The 15,275-nt window shown below is 53.9% G+C and carries 14 protein-coding genes and 1 riboswitch; of the genes, 4 read left to right on the top strand and 10 right to left on the bottom strand.

What is annotated here, in order from left to right; translation table 11 throughout:
• Window positions 1–16: 16 nt before the first annotated feature.
• Genes prmC through B4O97_RS00585 form a run of 3 tightly spaced genes read left to right on the top strand, consistent with a single transcriptional unit; the run spans window position 17 to window position 4,035 of the window.
• The gene (gene prmC / locus B4O97_RS00595) at window positions 17–865 is read left to right on the top strand and encodes a peptide chain release factor N(5)-glutamine methyltransferase (RefSeq protein WP_083047270.1); all 849 of its coding nucleotides are present in this window, start codon (window positions 17–19) and stop codon (window positions 863–865) included.
• A complete protein-coding gene (locus B4O97_RS00590) occupies window positions 850–2,841 on the top strand; it encodes a RelA/SpoT family protein (RefSeq protein WP_083047268.1) in 1,992 nt (663 codons plus the stop codon). The genes prmC and B4O97_RS00590 overlap by 16 nt, the downstream gene beginning before the upstream one ends.
• Window positions 2,842–2,844: 3 nt before the next feature.
• Entirely contained in the window at window positions 2,845–4,035 is a 1,191-nt protein-coding gene (locus tag B4O97_RS00585; protein WP_083047266.1) for a class I SAM-dependent rRNA methyltransferase, read from the top strand.
• A gap of 14 nt (window positions 4,036–4,049) precedes the next feature.
• Here the strand turns inward: B4O97_RS00585 and B4O97_RS00580 are convergent, their stop codons facing one another.
• The 5 genes from B4O97_RS00580 to B4O97_RS00560 all read right to left on the bottom strand — a co-directional run bounded on the left by B4O97_RS00580 (window position 4,050) and on the right by B4O97_RS00560 (window position 10,355).
• Window positions 4,050–4,373 carry an LB_289 family protein gene (locus B4O97_RS00580; protein WP_083047264.1) on the bottom strand — a complete coding sequence of 108 codons (324 nt, stop codon included), beginning with the start codon at window positions 4,371–4,373 and terminating at the stop codon, window positions 4,050–4,052.
• A gap of 24 nt (window positions 4,374–4,397) precedes the next feature.
• Window positions 4,398–6,032, bottom strand: coding sequence for a peptide chain release factor 3 (locus B4O97_RS00575; RefSeq protein WP_083047262.1), 1,635 nt, complete (start codon window positions 6,030–6,032; stop codon window positions 4,398–4,400).
• A gap of 139 nt (window positions 6,033–6,171) precedes the next feature.
• The gene (locus B4O97_RS00570; RefSeq protein WP_083047260.1) at window positions 6,172–7,563 is read right to left on the bottom strand and encodes a D-alanyl-D-alanine carboxypeptidase family protein; all 1,392 of its coding nucleotides are present in this window, start codon (window positions 7,561–7,563) and stop codon (window positions 6,172–6,174) included.
• A gap of 56 nt (window positions 7,564–7,619) precedes the next feature.
• Window positions 7,620–8,348 carry an energy transducer TonB gene (locus B4O97_RS00565; protein WP_083047258.1) on the bottom strand — a complete coding sequence of 243 codons (729 nt, stop codon included), beginning with the start codon at window positions 8,346–8,348 and terminating at the stop codon, window positions 7,620–7,622.
• A gap of 18 nt (window positions 8,349–8,366) precedes the next feature.
• Window positions 8,367–10,355 (bottom strand): TonB-dependent receptor, encoded by a 1,989-nt coding sequence (locus B4O97_RS00560; protein ID WP_083047256.1) that lies wholly within the window; start codon window positions 10,353–10,355, stop codon window positions 8,367–8,369.
• Window positions 10,356–10,513: 158 nt separating this feature from the next.
• Window positions 10,514–10,629, bottom strand: a riboswitch (cobalamin riboswitch).
• A 294-nt stretch (window positions 10,630–10,923) separates the two neighbouring features.
• On the opposite strand from B4O97_RS00560, the gene B4O97_RS00555 reads away from it, so the two are divergent.
• Window positions 10,924–11,562 (top strand): hypothetical protein, encoded by a 639-nt coding sequence (locus B4O97_RS00555; RefSeq protein WP_143305459.1) that lies wholly within the window; start codon window positions 10,924–10,926, stop codon window positions 11,560–11,562.
• Window positions 11,563–11,569: 7 nt separating this feature from the next.
• Here B4O97_RS00555 and B4O97_RS00550 read toward each other — a convergent pair whose 3' ends face one another.
• The 5 genes from B4O97_RS00550 to B4O97_RS00535 form a co-directional block, all read right to left on the bottom strand.
• Entirely contained in the window at window positions 11,570–11,911 is a 342-nt protein-coding gene (locus B4O97_RS00550) for a ferredoxin-thioredoxin reductase catalytic domain-containing protein (protein WP_083047253.1), read from the bottom strand.
• Window positions 11,911–12,207 (bottom strand): glutaredoxin family protein, encoded by a 297-nt coding sequence (locus B4O97_RS00545; RefSeq protein WP_158084076.1) that lies wholly within the window; start codon window positions 12,205–12,207, stop codon window positions 11,911–11,913. The genes B4O97_RS00550 and B4O97_RS00545 overlap by 1 nt, the downstream gene beginning before the upstream one ends.
• 99 nt (window positions 12,208–12,306) lie before the next feature.
• Entirely contained in the window at window positions 12,307–14,376 is a 2,070-nt protein-coding gene (locus tag B4O97_RS00540; protein WP_143305457.1) for an NHL repeat-containing protein, read from the bottom strand.
• Between the two features lie 13 nt (window positions 14,377–14,389).
• Window positions 14,390–14,551, bottom strand: coding sequence for a hypothetical protein (locus tag B4O97_RS19400; protein ID WP_158084075.1), 162 nt, complete (start codon window positions 14,549–14,551; stop codon window positions 14,390–14,392).
• A 45-nt stretch (window positions 14,552–14,596) separates the two neighbouring features.
• A complete protein-coding gene (locus B4O97_RS00535) occupies window positions 14,597–15,271 on the bottom strand; it encodes a tetratricopeptide repeat protein (protein ID WP_083047248.1) in 675 nt (224 codons plus the stop codon).
• Window positions 15,272–15,275 lie beyond the last annotated feature (4 nt).

Raw genomic sequence — 15,275 nt, 5'->3', positions numbered from 1 at the left:
ACAGGGAACAGAACAGATGACTTTTCGCGAATTACTTACCAGCGCAAGCCGTAGGCTGCAGGATGCCAGCACTCCCTATCTGGATGCTCTGGTGCTCCTGTCCCACGCTTCGGGAATGAAGAAGGAGCGTCTCCTGGCGGACCTTCCGCTCCAGGCCGATGAGATTACCGCCGTCCTTTTTGAAGGATTTATTCAGCGGCGTCTGGCGGGAGAGCCGGTTTCCTACATCCGGAACCGGAAGGAGTTCTGGGGTCTCGACTTCTACGTGGATTCCCGGGTCCTCGTTCCCCGGCCTGACACAGAGGTCCTGGTGGAGGAGGCCCTGCGGCTGATTGCCGGAAATCCGTCAATCCGGCGTATACACGACTCCTGCACCGGAAGCGGATGTATCGCTGTCGCTCTTAAATCGGAATACCCTGATCTGGACATCTCGATCTCCGATATCTCCGCCGATGCCCTGGAGGTGGCGGATTTCAACGCCCGCTCCCTTACGGGGAAGGCCCTCCCGTCCAGTCTCAGCAACCTTCTTAGTTCCGTCCAGGGATCCTTCGACCTGATTACCTGCAATCCCCCCTACGTGGAACATGACTATGTCGAGCATCTGAAGGAGAATAACTGGCCCGAACCGGCCCTCGCCCTGGACGGAGGCGAATCGGGCTTCGATCTCATTCCCCGACTGATCGAAGAAGCGCTGGATTCTCTTAATGAGAATGGCTATCTTATTATCGAAGCCTCTCCTGTTCTGGTTCCCCTGGTTGCGGAGACCATGGGTGAATATAATTATACCGATATAGTCCAGGTGACGGATCTGGCAGGGAAGGCGCGGATAGCCCGGGGAAGAAAGGGACCATGCAGACAAGAATAGAGCAGTTCGAAAAACAGTTAACCCGTTACACGCCGGAGGAGCGGAGCAAGATAATGGAAGCCCTCCTCTGGGGGGAAGAACTGCATCGCGAGCAGAAACGCGCCAGCGGAGAACCCTTCTACATACATCCCATGAAGGTGGCGGAGATTCTGGTCCAGCTGGAGATGGATTACGAGACCATCATCGCCGCCCTGCTCCATGATGTTCTGGAGGATACGGAAGGGACGAAAAAGGAGATGCAGCGCCGCTTTGGAAAAGAAATAGTCGCGCTGGTCAACGGAGTAACCAAGATCTCGATCCTCAGGGCAAAGAGTAAAAGCGTTCAGGGAGCGGAAACCATCCGGAAAATGCTTTTTGCCATGACCAAGGATATCAGGGTAATCCTGATCAAACTGGCCGACAAGCTGCACAATATGAGCACCCTGGAATACCTTCCCGAGGAGAAACGCAAACGTATAGCCCAGGAATGCCTCGACATCTATGCGCCTCTGGCGGACAGGCTCGGTATCTCCTGGGTAAAGATAGAACTGGAAGATCTGGCCCTCAAGAACCTGCATCCCCTGGTATACACCCAGATCAAAGAAGCGATGACGGAGAAGAAACGGAAACGGGCGGACTACCTTAAGAAAGTGGAACGGACGATCCAGCAGGAAGCCCATAAAGAGGGAATCACCATAGAGGTCCAGAGCCGGGCGAAGCACTTCTTTTCCATCTATCAGAAAATGAAGCGGAGGCAGAAGGGTTTCAGCGAGATTCACGACCTTCTGGGCCTGCGGATCCTCTGCAACACCACCGGTGAATGTTACACCCTGCTTGGACTGGTCCACAAGTTGTGGCCTCCCATCGAAGGCCGGTTCAAAGACTACATCGCCATGCCGAAATCGAATCAGTACCAGAGCCTCCATACCACGGTGATGTGCTGGGAAGGAAAGCAGCTGGAGATCCAGATCAGGACCCACCAGATGCACGCCACCGCGGAAATGGGAATTGCCGCCCACTGGTCCTACAAACGGCGACAGGGCAAGGACCGTACCCGCTCAGAGGACCTGGCTATCATCAACAAACTGAAAAGCCTCAACGGTCGGGGATACTCTTCTGCGGAGTTTCTTGCGGAAATAAAGAGCGAGCTTCTCAAGGACACGATCTACGTTTTCACCCCCCGGGGGGACATAATAGAACTGCCCAAGGGGGCCACGGCCCTGGATTTCGCCTATCACATTCATACGGAAGTCGGGAATCACTGTCTTGGAGCCAAGGCCGACGGTTCCATAATATCCCTGAGTACGGAGCTCAAGAACACCCAGGTAGTGGATATTATTACCAGCAACAGTGCCCATCCCCATGTAAACTGGCTGAAATTTGTAAAAACCGCCCGCGCCCGGGGCAAGATACGCCACTGGCTGAACCAGCACGACGACTCCCTGATAATCGACAAGAACATCATCGCCAAAAAGCGGCAGGAGGCGCAGCCTCCCCAGGGTGAGGAAGTTCCCCAGAGTCCGCCTGAAGCCGGAGAGATAATCAAGCAGATTGTCGACAGGGCCAAGGTAGCCTTCAAGATCGGGGGCGAAAAGAACATGATGATCACCATGGCGAAGTGCTGCTCCCCCGCCACGGGGGACGACATCATCGGATATATTTCCCGGGGCCGCGGGATCATCGTGCACCGCCGGGACTGTCCCAACCTGGCTCACATCAACGAGTTCGAGGAGCGCAGTGTGGAGGTCCAGTGGGAAGCCGCCACGCCCAGGGCGACCAGACGCTTCCAGATAACAGCCCGTATGACTTCGGACCTTTTTTCGGAGATCGAGGGAGCAATACGTAAATATCGCGGACATCTTATAGAAGGCAAGCTTGAAGAAAACGACCGGGGAAACCTTACAGGTTTCTTTACCATGGAACTCGACCGGAAGGAAGACTTCAAGACTGTCCTCAAGAGTATCCGCACCATTCCATCAGTAATGAGTATACAGTAACAGATGAATTACAGCACAGTAGTCCTCAAACGGGGCAAGGAATCATCCCTCAAGCGTCTTCATCCCTGGATTTTCTCCGGAGCCATAGCTCGAACCGAATCCGAACCAGCCATCGGAGATCCGGTTCAGATCCGCGGGGCCGACAATACCCTCCTCGGCACAGGCCTCTGGGAAGGAGGAAGCATTGCCGTCCGCATAATGAGCTTTGCCGGAGACCTTATCGACGAGGAACTTTTTTTCCAGCGGATAAGCGCAGCATGGAGGCTTCGTCAGGATCTCGGACTTACGGAATCACGGGAAACCAACGCCTTCCGCCTGGTTCACGGGGACGGCGACGGACTTCCGGGACTGATAATCGACTGGTACGACGGCCATGCGGTCGTACAGGCCCACTCCTACGGCATCTACCGCCTGGGAGACACGGTAGCACAAGCCCTCGCCCGGGTTACAGGAAAACGACTGAAACTGGTCTACGACAAGTCAGGCAACTGTCTGGGAGGACGCAGGCTTCCGGCCATAGAAAACCGCTACCTCTTTTGCCGTGAAAATCCCGTCGCGGAATGGGATGTGCTGGAATCCGGTCACAGATTCCATGTCAATTGGGAAGAAGGTCAGAAAACCGGGTTCTTTCTCGATCAGAGAGAGAATCGCAGACGTGTTCAGCACCTCGCCCGGGGACGGAAAGTCCTGAACGCTTTCAGTTATTCCGGCGGTTTTTCCGTATATGCCCTCAAAGGGGCAGCAGAAAAGGTTCTTTCCGTGGATTCCTCCGCCCACGCCGTTGGAATGCTGGAACGGAATATAGCGGACAACAGCGTCGGGGAAAACCACGAGACGCTGCAAAGCGAGGTCATGCCGGTGCTGAAAGAGCGGGGCAGGGACTTTGACTTTATTATCCTCGATCCCCCTGCCTTTGCCAAACATAAAAGCGCACGACACCAGGCGGTACAGGGCTACAAACGATTAAACCACGAGGCCATACGCGCCGTTCCAAGCGGAGGCTACGTCATGACCTTCTCCTGCAGTCAGGTGGTAGGGGGTGATCTTTTCGAGGGGGCGGTACGGGCGGCTGCCATCGAAACAGGGCGAAGGGTGCAGATCCTTGCCAGACTCTCCCAGGGGGCTGATCATCCGGTCAGTATCTATCAGCCTGAGGGAGAGTATCTGAAGGGTTTACTTTTACATATACGCTGAAGCACTGCCGCGGTCTATTCCAAATCATCCAGTATTGACTTCAGCTCCGTGTAGGCTTCGTCCTTCTGAGCAATCTTTGCTTTCCGGATCGCTTTTTTCAGAACATTTTCCCACTGTTTCTCCGGGATCTCCTCCCGCATATCCTCAAAGAGTTCCATAATTTCCACGTTATCCTTGAGGTTGTAGATCTTCGTGGCATCGTAGAAAAAAAGGTCATGCAGTTCATCGATAAAATCTTTTACCGAACGGGTCTCGCTGCCGCCCTTGGAAATACGTTCCGCCTTTTTCTCAGCCCGGCGCTTTTCTCGTTCCATGCGCATTATATCTGTGTGTTTCATACGAAACCTCCTTGTAGTTTGGATTCAGGGAACCAGCAGGTCCTTTTTGTCGGAAGTAAAATAGAACCTGATCTTCGGGTTCTCCTCCATTGCCCTGGAAACCGCCCAGCGGTTACGGTACAGAAAAACTCTTTCTTCATCCTTGTCCAGGGCGACATGGTTTCCGTGAAAACGCATGAACTGTTCCATGGCCCTGGAATCTTCCGCCTCGATCCACGCGGCCCCGCCGTAGTCAGCCTGTTCGAATCGTACGGAGGCTTTGTATTCTTCCTTCAGACGGTGCTGGATAACCTCGAACTGCAGCATTCCCACGACCCCGAGCAGCTTGTCAGCGGAATACTCCTTGATGAAGAGCTGGGCGACCCCCTCCTCGGTAAGCTGTTCCAGTCCTTTATTCAACTGTTTGCTGCGCATGGGTTCCAGGTTGATTACCTGCCGGAAGATCTGGGGCGCAAAGCTGGGGATTCCCGTATATTCAATATTCTCCCCTTCGGAAATCGTATCGCCGATTTTCAGGGTCCCCGTATCGTGCAGCCCGATTATATCTCCGGGATAGGCCGTATCCACAATGCTGCGTTCGCTGGCCATAAAGGCGGTAGGGTTCGCAGCACGGAAGGTCTTTCCCGTTCTCACATGATGGTACAGCTTGTTGCGCTCGAACATCCCGGAGCATATGCGCATAAAGGCGATCCGGTCCCGGTGGTTGGGATCAAGATTTGCGTGGATCTTGAAGATCAGGCCGGAAAACTTCTCTTCATCCGGAGCCACAAGACGCTCCCGGGATTCCTGTGCCCGGGGGGCCGGTGCAATATCCACGAAAGCGTCCAGGAGTTCCCGTACACCGAAATTGTTCAGGGCGGAACCGAAAAATGTGGGGGTAATGGTACCCGCCAGATATTCCTCCATGGAGAACTCAGGATAGACCCCCTGCACGAGTTCCAGCTCCTCCCGCAGCCTGTCAGCCAGAGAACCGAGTTTTTCGTCCAGCAGAGGATCATCCATATTTTCAATGGCCACGGAGCTTTCGACATTCTGAATATCGTGGGGCTTGAAGAGGATCAGGCGTTTCTCGTAAATACTGTAAACCCCTTTAAAGGATGCCCCCTGCCCTACCGGCCAGCTCATGGGACAGGCCCTGATGTTCAGCTCAGCCTCGACTTCATCAAGCAGCTCTATGGGTTCCTTGCCTTCCCGATCGAACTTGTTCAGAAAGGTGATGATGGGGGTCTTCCGCATCTTGCAGATTTCGCAGAGTTTACGGGTCCGCTCCTCCACACCTTTAACCGAGTCTATTACCATCAGAACACTGTCGACGGCCGTCAGGGTACGGTAGGTGTCCTCGGAAAAGTCGGCGTGACCCGGAGTATCAAGCAGGTTCACGGTCCTGTCACGGTAATCAAAACCCATTACCGAGGTGGAAATAGAAATCCCCCTCTCCTTTTCCATCTGCATGAAGTCGGAAACCGTCTGCCTGGCGTTCTTCTTGCTTTTGACAGCCCCTGCTATATGGATTGCCCCTCCAAAAAGAAGGAGCTTTTCGGTTATGGTGGTCTTTCCCGCATCGGGGTGAGAAATAATTGCGAAGGTGAGTCGTTTATCTATTTCCTGTTGCAGCGGCGTTTTATCCGTCGTGGCTGCTTCGGTGGCGCGATTCGGCATAATATACGTACCTATGGGATCTTAATATGAGGCCCCTTAACACTACGTTTTATACACCGCTTTGTCAATGGGCGCTGAATTTCCGACTCAGCCTGAAGCAGCGGGGATTCGTTCTGATCGCTGCCTTGATGTCCGTCTATCAGTTTCCCGGGTGAACTGCAGCTGAAGAGCGTAAATAATCATCAATCCCGGGGGGAACGGCTTCTCCCTGGAGTCTCTCCCATGCAATCAGCGCCCAGTCGGCGATCCTCTTCCACCACACAGCCTCTTCCGCTGCAATCAGGGTGCGCAGGGGGGCAGTAAGAACTTCTTCCCCGTCAGCGGTGACGACGATTTCTCCCAGTTCCGTTCCCGCAGAGACAGGGCCCCGCAGACGACGGGCTCCGCGCAGATGAGCTCTGAGCTTATCCCCGAGGCCAGCCGGGACGGCGATTTTCTCACCCTCCCCCGCCCAGGCGGCATCTATATACAGCGGGACTTCCCGGTATTCGCTCCCGTAAAGGCGGACAGATCCGGGATCCGGCAGGTCAGCTTCCACCAGGGAATACTCATTAAAGCCGTACTCCAGCAGATCCCGGGAAACCATGGCCCGCCTGTCGTTACCCTCCCGGGCACTCTCCCCCTGGACCCCCAGCACAACCGAGACCAGGCGCCTTCCGTCACGTATGGCTGTGGCGGCGAGGTTGTAACCGAAAGATGGAATCGTCCCGGTTTTCAGGCCGTCCGCCTCGGGCATGAGGCTCAGGAGGCGGTTGAAATTCTGCTGATAGATCGTATTCTCATGGTGCCCCGGGAGCATGTTCTCCGGACGCGGATAGCTGAAGGCCGGAACGGAATGGTATTTCTCCAGGGCCTCAGGGTGCCGCAGAATATACTCCCGACAGAAGCGGGCAAACTCTGCGGCGCTTGTGCTGTTATCCAGGCTGTAGCCCGAGGGCTCCACCATGCGGGTCTTTTCGTAGCCCCTGGAAGCAAGCCTGCGGTTCATGACCGCCACAAAATCCTCCACCGAGTCGTTCAGAAGAAGGGCTGCCCCCACAGCAGCGTCGTTACCGCTGGGTATGGCAAGCCCCAGCATCAGGTCGTCCAGGGAAGCCCGCTGACCCGGCCCCAGAAACATAAGGGAGGATCGGGGCGGTGCGTTCCGCGACCAGGCGGCCGGGGGAATCGGAATGTCCCCGTCGGGATCCAGTGTTCCGGAATCGACAGCATCCAGCACCGCGTCCATCACCACGAGCTTGATCAGCGAGGCGGGAGGAAGGGCATCGTCGGGATTCTTCTCGTACAGGACGGCGCCCGTCTCATAGTCCAGGAGCACCGCCGCCAGGGCATCTATTTCAGGCGGACGCGGTTGAAATGAGGAGGCTGTCCAGTCGAAGGGAGGAACATCGGCCCTGGAATCGGATACAGGCTTTTGAGGCAGAACCTCCGGAGCCGGGGTAAGGGTGCCGGCCAGCCCGAGGGCCGCAGTAAAGACAGAAACGCTTAACAGCACAGCACCGATGACAGAGGGAATGATGATTCGTCGCATTGGGCGGGATTCTACCACAGACACTGAGGGAGTGGGTAGCCCGGATTTCCGGGGCTTCAATTAAGACGGTACTCCACTGCCACGGTACAGGCAATATCCTTTCCAGGGGACAGGGAAGTTGGAAAGATTCCTGTAATCAGTTTTTCTGCAGCCCGGTCCAGACTTGAACTGCCGGAACTCCTTTCAAGTCTGTATGAATGCAGGGAGCCGTCCGCCAGAACCTGGAGAGAGAGCACTACCGTCCCCTCCGTTCCCCTGCGCCTCGCCCTGAGGGGATATTCCTGCCGCACGGCAATCTCATTCTGAAGATACACAAGAAATCTGGAACGCAGGTCATGCAGGGATTCCTCTGATGATTCGGAAGCTGAACTTCCCCGGTCCGGCGAATACGGCGTATCTGCGAAGAAGTCCTCTTCTCCGCCGCCGTCTGCTTCTGCCCTGTCAGCCTCCGCCGGGGATCTGAGCTGAATATTCTCCGGCCCGGCAGACTCCTGCAGCACCGGTTCCCGCTCCGGGACCGGTTCAGCTCGCGGAGCCTTGAGGGTATCCTGTTTTTTTTCCTCACCGGTGGATGCAGCCTCCGGCTCTCCGGAAACCTTTCCGGGCAGCCGGGCCCCTCTGCTCACGGAAGGCAGCAGACCCACCCGCAGCGGAGAAGACCGATCAATGCCGGGAGGCTCGGCGGGCATCCCGCCAGGAGCCAGGGATATGCTGATGAGAAAAAACAGATTTAGCAGCGCAGAGGCGGCGATTGCCGCCCCCATGCGCTTTCGATCACCCGTCATGGCTCTTGCGGATTGCTCCTACATTTTATAGTTGCCCGAGAGGCTTATGCTTCTGCCGGCAGCGGGGTAGTAAGAACTGGTATCTGTCCATTCATTATAGGCAACAACCTGCGAATATTCGGTATCCAGCAGATTGTCTGCGGATAAAGCAAGAGCAAGATCTCCTGAAGCAAGACTGACTCTCCAGCGTATACCTGCATTCAACAGCAGATAGGATCCCTCTTTTTTCTGGTCGTTTGCGGTATCCCCGGCCTGGTAATAATCACTGCGGAATGACGCATCCGCGGATATTTCAATATCAGCGGGACCGTACCAGGTAAATCCTCCCTCTATCTCGTGGTTTGAAACCAGAGGAATCTGATTCTCCTTATCATCACCCTTGAGAAAGGTCGGCAATACATACGCATACGAAGCGGTAATCTTCAGACTTCTGACCGGCAGAAGAGTAAGAGCTCCTTCTGCACCGATCCTGCGGGTATCCTCGATATTCTCGTTTTTGCTGGTCGCATCATTCCATGCAATCTCATCCTGCATGTCCATCAGATAAGCCCGAAGGTCAAGCCGTGCAAAGGACGCAACCCGATAAAGCCCTCCCATCTCGTACAAATACCCTCTCTCCGCTTCAAGGTCATCGAGAAAAGCATCACCGAATCCATAAAGCGATGCCTGCTCATCCGTAAAGGGATAACGGAACATCCTCTCATGACGAAGATAGACCTTTGATACGGGCGTGGGGTTCCAGCGCAGTCCCGCAGACCAGGCGGGTCCGGTGTGCAGTTTGTCATCATCCACCGATTCATCCATATTGACCGCGCTTATACCGGCGGCGTCATAACGAAAGCCTGTGTTCAGACCAAAGGAATCAGTGAAAGAAATATCCGTATTTATATATCCGCCGCCGGATAAAAGGGCCACATCAAACTCATTGGACAAGGTCTTGCGATCCTTGTCAGAGTAGTTTTCCAGTGCCAGGGTTGAACTGCGCAGATCAACTCCGCTGACCAGGGAAACAGGGAGACTAGCAATCGAAGCTTCCCAGCTGATTTTCGGCTGAAGATCGAAGGTATTATACAGTCGATTGTAAAACGCCGGATAACTCGCCATATCCGGGGCCATGTTCTTGTAGCTGTAGCCAAGCAGAGTTTCCAGGACAAGGTCATCCCCAATCAGGTACTCCCCGCTGAGGCTTGCACCGAACTCATGCTCCGTGGATTCATCTTCCCTGTTGACGGCCAGGCTTGGGTCGTCCTCAAACTGCTCCTTCGTCAGTCCCCCGGGCATCTCGTAAAAGTTCCGGTTATAATCCAGATCCAGGCGGAAACGGAGCAGATCCGTGGGGTAGAGGCTTCCCGACAGGCCGGCGGCGGCATAGTTCGATGCGCTTCTGTCCCGATAGCCGTCGGTGGAGTAATAGCTCCCCCCCACCCGCAGGGACCCCAGGGAGTTCGAGGCCCCCACGGAGGCGCTCTCCCTGTGGGTCAGGAAACTGCCCACGGACACTCCGGCTTCGACCTCCAGGGGGGCATCAGTCTCTTTGGTGATAATATTGATGACTCCGCCGACAGCTCCGCTGCCGTACAGGACGCTGCCGCCGCCGTGAAGAACTTCGATACGTTCCACCGACTCAAGGGGCACGGACATCCAGTTCAGGCCCCGCATGTCGATGTTGTTCTTCAGACGTCCGTTCACCAGAACCACTACCCGGCCGTAGGAGTTCTCCCCAAAGCCTCCCATGGAAACCTGGGCCTCTGCGGGTCCGGAATAACTCCTGAACTGCACCCCCGGCAGGGTTTCCAGCAGGTCCGTCAGGTTGGAAGCACCGCTATCCTCGATATCTTCGGCGGTAATAACACTGACGGTGGCGCTTGTTTCGGTTTCCGCTTTTTCCACCCGATCAGCGGTTACCACAACCGACAGATCCGCCGGGTCATCGGCCACAAGAAAAAGAGGAAAAAGCAAGAAAAGTACGAGACTTATTATACGTACTGACAGTTGTTTACGTTTCATTGAACCTTCCTTCGTTCTTTTGCATTCTGCAGAATCTCTGGTAAGGAAGGAACGGGTATAAAGAATTGCACAAAAGGCGGGTCTTCATAATCCCAGTTCCCCATACGTGAGAGAAATGGTAAAAACGAGCAGCTCTGCTGCCCCGGCTCCAAAAAATCGTCTTCTGGCTTACGGTTTTTTTGTCGGATCCTTCCCATCGCGCTTATGCTACAGTGGATTGATCGACCATCACCGATTACAGCGGCACGTCCGCATCTGAATTTCACAGATTTCCGTTATTTCCTGGAACCTCATAGCCGGCTTTTTCTGACCTCCTTTCGCCGCCGGGAGCAACCTGTTGATATGGATTTTACTACCTCACTAAAATACGTGTATAGTCTATTTTTGCCAAGTATTGGAGAAAAGCAGGAATATCCGTAGAAAATACCCTCGTTTAAAAATTTTTGTTAGATTTACGTTAAAATCTCCATTATTTCCATAAAGTTCCGGTAAAAACCTTGACAGGAGAAGCATGCTTTTTTAGACTGTCCCCATGTTTCGCGTTCTGCTTTCATCACTCGTATGTACAATGTTCCTCGTTGCAGGGGTATCTGCCGAGGATCTTCTGTACCATGAAACCCTGCGGGGAGATCTTACCGACTACTCCATATCGATAGACGATAAACAGGGAAATCATGAGTATACCCTGACCAAAACGAACGACTCCGCAATTCTATCCATCGAGCGAATAGTGGTAGACTCCAGCGGGGACACCCGAGAATGGGAATACAGAGATTTCTCAAAGGATCTGCATATAAGTGCCAGACGAAACGGCCGGATGATTCAGATCGAAAAGAGGGATGGTCGCCGTAGCATCAACGAAGAATGCACTATTCCCGACAGTTCGCCCTGGCACCAGCTTTTTCCCTTCGGAATGGAAAACTTCATCGTGCAGGGAGAAAAAGAACGGGCCTTCTGGTTTATACAGCCCCAGAACCTCGCCCTCAGCTCCATGAAGGCCGTACGGGGTGAGGAAAAGCTTATCAATCGTCACGGGATCATGGAGAGGGCCACGGAGGTAAAAATCTCGATAAACAACTGGCTGTCCCGTTTCTGGAAAGGTCTGTACCTGCTCAGATCAGACGACGGGCGCTATCTGTTTTATGAAGGAATCCTGAGAAAAAACCTTGCCCGCGGGACTGTCGAGCTGGTAAAGGAACAGCTCTAGGCTTCTCTCAATCCGGGTAAAGATCCTCAGGCCTCCGCTCCGGAATACCGTCGATATCATCATGGGTCTCGTAAAAATCCGGAGCGAGGTACAGGCCGCAGAAGCACTGCCCGAACTCGTCTATGTCAGCCTGGGCATAATCGCAGGGACACATAATGTCCTTGTCCTTCTCTCTCGTACCATAGGAATCGCGGCAGGGGCACTGATAGAAACCGTAACGGTTATAGTTGACCCGCAACCCTTCTATTAGATGTCCGATAAAATCTTCGTCCCGATTCAATATCCATCCTTTGTGCTCCGCCACGGAGCGTACAAAGTTTTCAGTTTCCTGTAGAGTTTTTTCTGCCATTACGCCGCCAGTTTCTGCCAGTAGAATTTAATAAAGCCCACAAGGAACTCCTCGTCATCTACTATAAGGGTCGGGAAAAGCATTTTCTTCTCGAATCTCTTTTCAAAATCCGCCTTTATTTTGTTTTTTACCTCGGAATCAATCAGATCGACAAATATATACTCGTAGTCCAGATTGTTCTCTTCAAGAAAAGCCATGGCTTTTTTACAGAAACCGCAGGTGGACAGAGCAAACAGTTTCAGCTCCCTGTCCTTGATACTGCCTTCCCTGTGCTGAAAATCAACATAGTCGAACATAATTTTCCAACTCCTCTCCCGTTCTTTCGCCATTAAAGATGCTCAATATCATCCCGGAAAGCAAGTCCGGTTGAAGCTGCAGACCAACAGATTATCCCTTCAATTATACGGCGGAGGCGCATAGTACCCCAGCTCATCTCTGCCGGTCCGGTTATAATATGCAACCTCGACCTCTACAGGAAGATACTGTTTGCCGTAGTCCGGATCCATGTTGGAGATCAGCTTAAGATAATAACGTCCAGTAGGCCGTTCCCCGTACTCACTGATTACCGGAGCAATACCCGCGGGACGGTAAAGCGGGTAAAGACCGCCGCCGCTTTCATTGGCGAGAAAAGAGTATATATCCCGACCCTCATCGTTGCCGAAGGAGAGCTGCCGTTCAAGCTGCACATAGGCGAAGCGGATTCCGTTGGTGCTCAGCAGGTTCGCCAGAACAGGGGTGGAAGGAGCGGAAGATTCATCCCGCCTCAAGGGAGCCCTGCCGCTGCCGAGGCTGATAATCAGCTTTCTTCCCCGCAGGGGTGCCAGCTCCAGAGCGGCCATGCGCATGGTCTCTGCAAAAGCAAAGCTGACACCATCATACGAGGTTCTTTGGGCAGCGGCTATATAATCGCTTCCGGCCCCTCCCGGAGGTACCTCTTTAACAGGCAGTTCCCCGGCAGTATAAAGCCGTACCGAGCTTCCCTCAGGAAGAGCTTCCAGAATATCCTCCACCGCAGCGGCGAGTTCGTCTTCCCGTCCCCGGGTATAGGCGGATTTCTCCAGAACCAGCGCTGCCTGTATTCCCTCGAGGGCATCCCCCTGGGCCAGCAATGCCGGGGAACCGGGCATTCCGTGACCTTCCGAAAGAATAAAATTACTCTCCCGCAATCCCACAATAGGATCTCCCAGTCGATCCCGGACAGAAACATCCAGATAGATATCCGGAAAACCAGTGGCGTCGATGCGTTCGATCTCCACAAAGATGCCGGAATACATGGTGGAGAGTTCACTGAGAACCCCAAGCTCGCTGCGGTTGAAATCGCTGACCAGCAGGTTGCCGTTTACATCCCGGACAGCATCCACAATCCGCCTGTTGTCTCCCTCAAAATCCGCCAGAAGCTCGAAGCTTCGGGAAACGGGTTGAAAAATCATGAGCCGCTCCCCGTCGGCAATCAGCAGCTCCCGGGCACTGAAAACAGAGATACCTTCAGGCTGAATCAGGACATCAGCTCCCGCTTCGTAGAGGAAATTCCCCGAAAGATCAAAGCAGAACACCCTCCCTTGACGGGTATCGGAGACAAAGACCTTCCCGTCATGCACGACTATACCTGAAGGGGTCCGAAATCCGTTAAAGCCGTTTCCCCGGCGTCCAAAGCTGAGGATAAAATCGCCCTCGGAGCTGAACTTGCTGACCCGCCGGTTTCCAGCTTCGGTCACATAGATGTATCCTTCCTGATCTCTGGCCAGAAACTGGGGACCAGAGAGTTCCCCTGCCCCTCCTCCGGATCTGCCGAAACGGACTATCTGGCTTCCGTCGGGTCTGCAGTAGGCAATGCGGTCCGCACCGAATTCCGAGACATAGATTCTCCGGGATGAATACCGCATTACATCGTAGGGCCGGGAAAATCCCAGGACCCCTCCCTGCAGCGTATGGAGAAGCCCGCCGTTGAGGTTGAAATGGTAAACTTCGTTATTCACAAAAGAAGTCAGAAAATAACTGCCGTCGGGCCAGGGTTCCAGTCCCAGGGGTCTGGCAAAGAGGGTATAGTCCGCCTGTCTGCCCTGGAGGACTTCCCCCAGAACGAAGCGTTCCATTGCTGAGCGCTCCCGCTCCAGGCTGTTGCGGGCGGAGATAACATCCACCCTCTGCTGCAGCAGCGCAGATCCTTCGCCGGACGAAAGAACCTCACGCCACAGGGAAAGGGCTGTGGCATCATATCCGAGACGGTGATACGTCCGTCCCAGCCACTCTTTGTAGAGGGCTTCGAGGGGAGAATAACTTAAGGCCCGCTCAAAGGATAGAAGGGCGTTATCGAAAAGTCCGCTGTTGTAGGCCTGAACGCCAAAACGAAACTCTTCGCTGCCGCGAAGAGCATCCCAGTCAAGATCCTGGGAAACAAGAAGTACGGGAAGAAGGAAGAGCAGAATAGTAATGAAAATCAGGAAAGACCAATGCTTCACGCTCAAATTATAGCCGATCTCAGGCGTATACATCTACCTCATGCTCTTCCCGGGGAAGCATAACTTCACCGCGAATTCCGAGCATCAGGATTCGCTTCATGTCCTGCATATCCATTATCGGAAGCTCTTCGGAATGGGTGACAGGGGCTGCATTAATCCCCCCGAGGGAATCAACACTCATACTGGTCCTCCTTAGCTTCATTATCGGCGTTTTCGGCTCAGACCATTAGTAATCAATAGTATCAAGAACTGTTCTTATATGTCTGGCAATAACCGGATGGCCGCCGGAAAGTTCCATGGCCCGGCGCAGATAGGTCCGAGCCTCCTCTATCCGGCCGGCTTTAAAACAGGCCCAGCCCAGGGAATCAAGACAGGCGAAACTTTCCGGCCGCAGTTTTACAGCTTCCCTGCAGTAATTCACCGCAGTCGCCGGATCCAGGCCCTTGTCCGCCATTATATACCCCAGGCTGTTCAGGGCAGTAGCATTGTCGGGATCCAGAGTCAGGGCCTTTTGCAGCATTTTGAGGCTCTCATCAATTTGTGACAGCTCATACAGGACATAACCATAGACGGTGAATACCTGGCTCGATTCGTAGCCTCCGCCAATAAGCTGGTCCAGCTCGAACTTCGCCAGGCGATACCGATCGGTTACGGCATAAATCAGACTGAGAACCATACGGCTCTGATAAATCTGCAGCAGATTCCCGTGATTTGTGACAACCTGCTCAAGATAGAGCAGGGCGTCATCATACTGCTTTAACTGGGTATAACAGAGCCCGAGGTAATATGAGATTTCCACATTGTCCGCCGGATCATCTTCCAGGGCAAGCAGAACCCGCAGGGCCTGCTCGTATCGGCGGGATTTATAGAGTCGGACTGCTTCGTTTATACTACCGGCCATGAAA

It is taken from the genome of Marispirochaeta aestuarii (genome assembly GCF_002087085.1).
GTDB lineage: Bacteria > Spirochaetota > Spirochaetia > JC444 > Marispirochaetaceae > Marispirochaeta > Marispirochaeta aestuarii.
The sequence above is the reverse complement of the archived record's forward strand: the minus strand, read 5'-3'. Positions and strand labels throughout refer to the sequence as shown.

Bases quoted from the DNA above. Each gene is read 5' to 3' on its own strand.
- prmC (WP_083047270.1), top strand. From the start codon at position 17: ATGACTTTTCGCGAATTACTTACCAGCGCAAGCCGTAGGCTGCAGGAT.
- B4O97_RS00590 (WP_083047268.1), top strand. From the start codon at position 850: ATGCAGACAAGAATAGAGCAGTTCGAAAAACAGTTAACCCGTTACACG.
- B4O97_RS00585 (WP_083047266.1), top strand. From the start codon at position 2,845: ATGAATTACAGCACAGTAGTCCTCAAACGGGGCAAGGAATCATCCCTC.
- B4O97_RS00580 (WP_083047264.1), bottom strand. From the start codon at position 4,373: ATGAAACACACAGATATAATGCGCATGGAACGAGAAAAGCGCCGGGCT.
- B4O97_RS00575 (WP_083047262.1), bottom strand. From the start codon at position 6,032: ATGCCGAATCGCGCCACCGAAGCAGCCACGACGGATAAAACGCCGCTG.
- B4O97_RS00570 (WP_083047260.1), bottom strand. From the start codon at position 7,563: ATGCGACGAATCATCATTCCCTCTGTCATCGGTGCTGTGCTGTTAAGC.
- B4O97_RS00565 (WP_083047258.1), bottom strand. From the start codon at position 8,348: ATGACGGGTGATCGAAAGCGCATGGGGGCGGCAATCGCCGCCTCTGCG.
- B4O97_RS00560 (WP_083047256.1), bottom strand. From the start codon at position 10,355: ATGAAACGTAAACAACTGTCAGTACGTATAATAAGTCTCGTACTTTTC.
- B4O97_RS00555 (WP_143305459.1), top strand. From the start codon at position 10,924: ATGTTCCTCGTTGCAGGGGTATCTGCCGAGGATCTTCTGTACCATGAA.
- B4O97_RS00550 (WP_083047253.1), bottom strand. From the start codon at position 11,911: ATGGCAGAAAAAACTCTACAGGAAACTGAAAACTTTGTACGCTCCGTG.
- B4O97_RS00545 (WP_158084076.1), bottom strand. From the start codon at position 12,207: ATGTTCGACTATGTTGATTTTCAGCACAGGGAAGGCAGTATCAAGGAC.
- B4O97_RS19400 (WP_158084075.1), bottom strand. From the start codon at position 14,551: ATGAGTGTTGATTCCCTCGGGGGGATTAATGCAGCCCCTGTCACCCAT.
- B4O97_RS00535 (WP_083047248.1), bottom strand. From the start codon at position 15,271: ATGGCCGGTAGTATAAACGAAGCAGTCCGACTCTATAAATCCCGCCGA.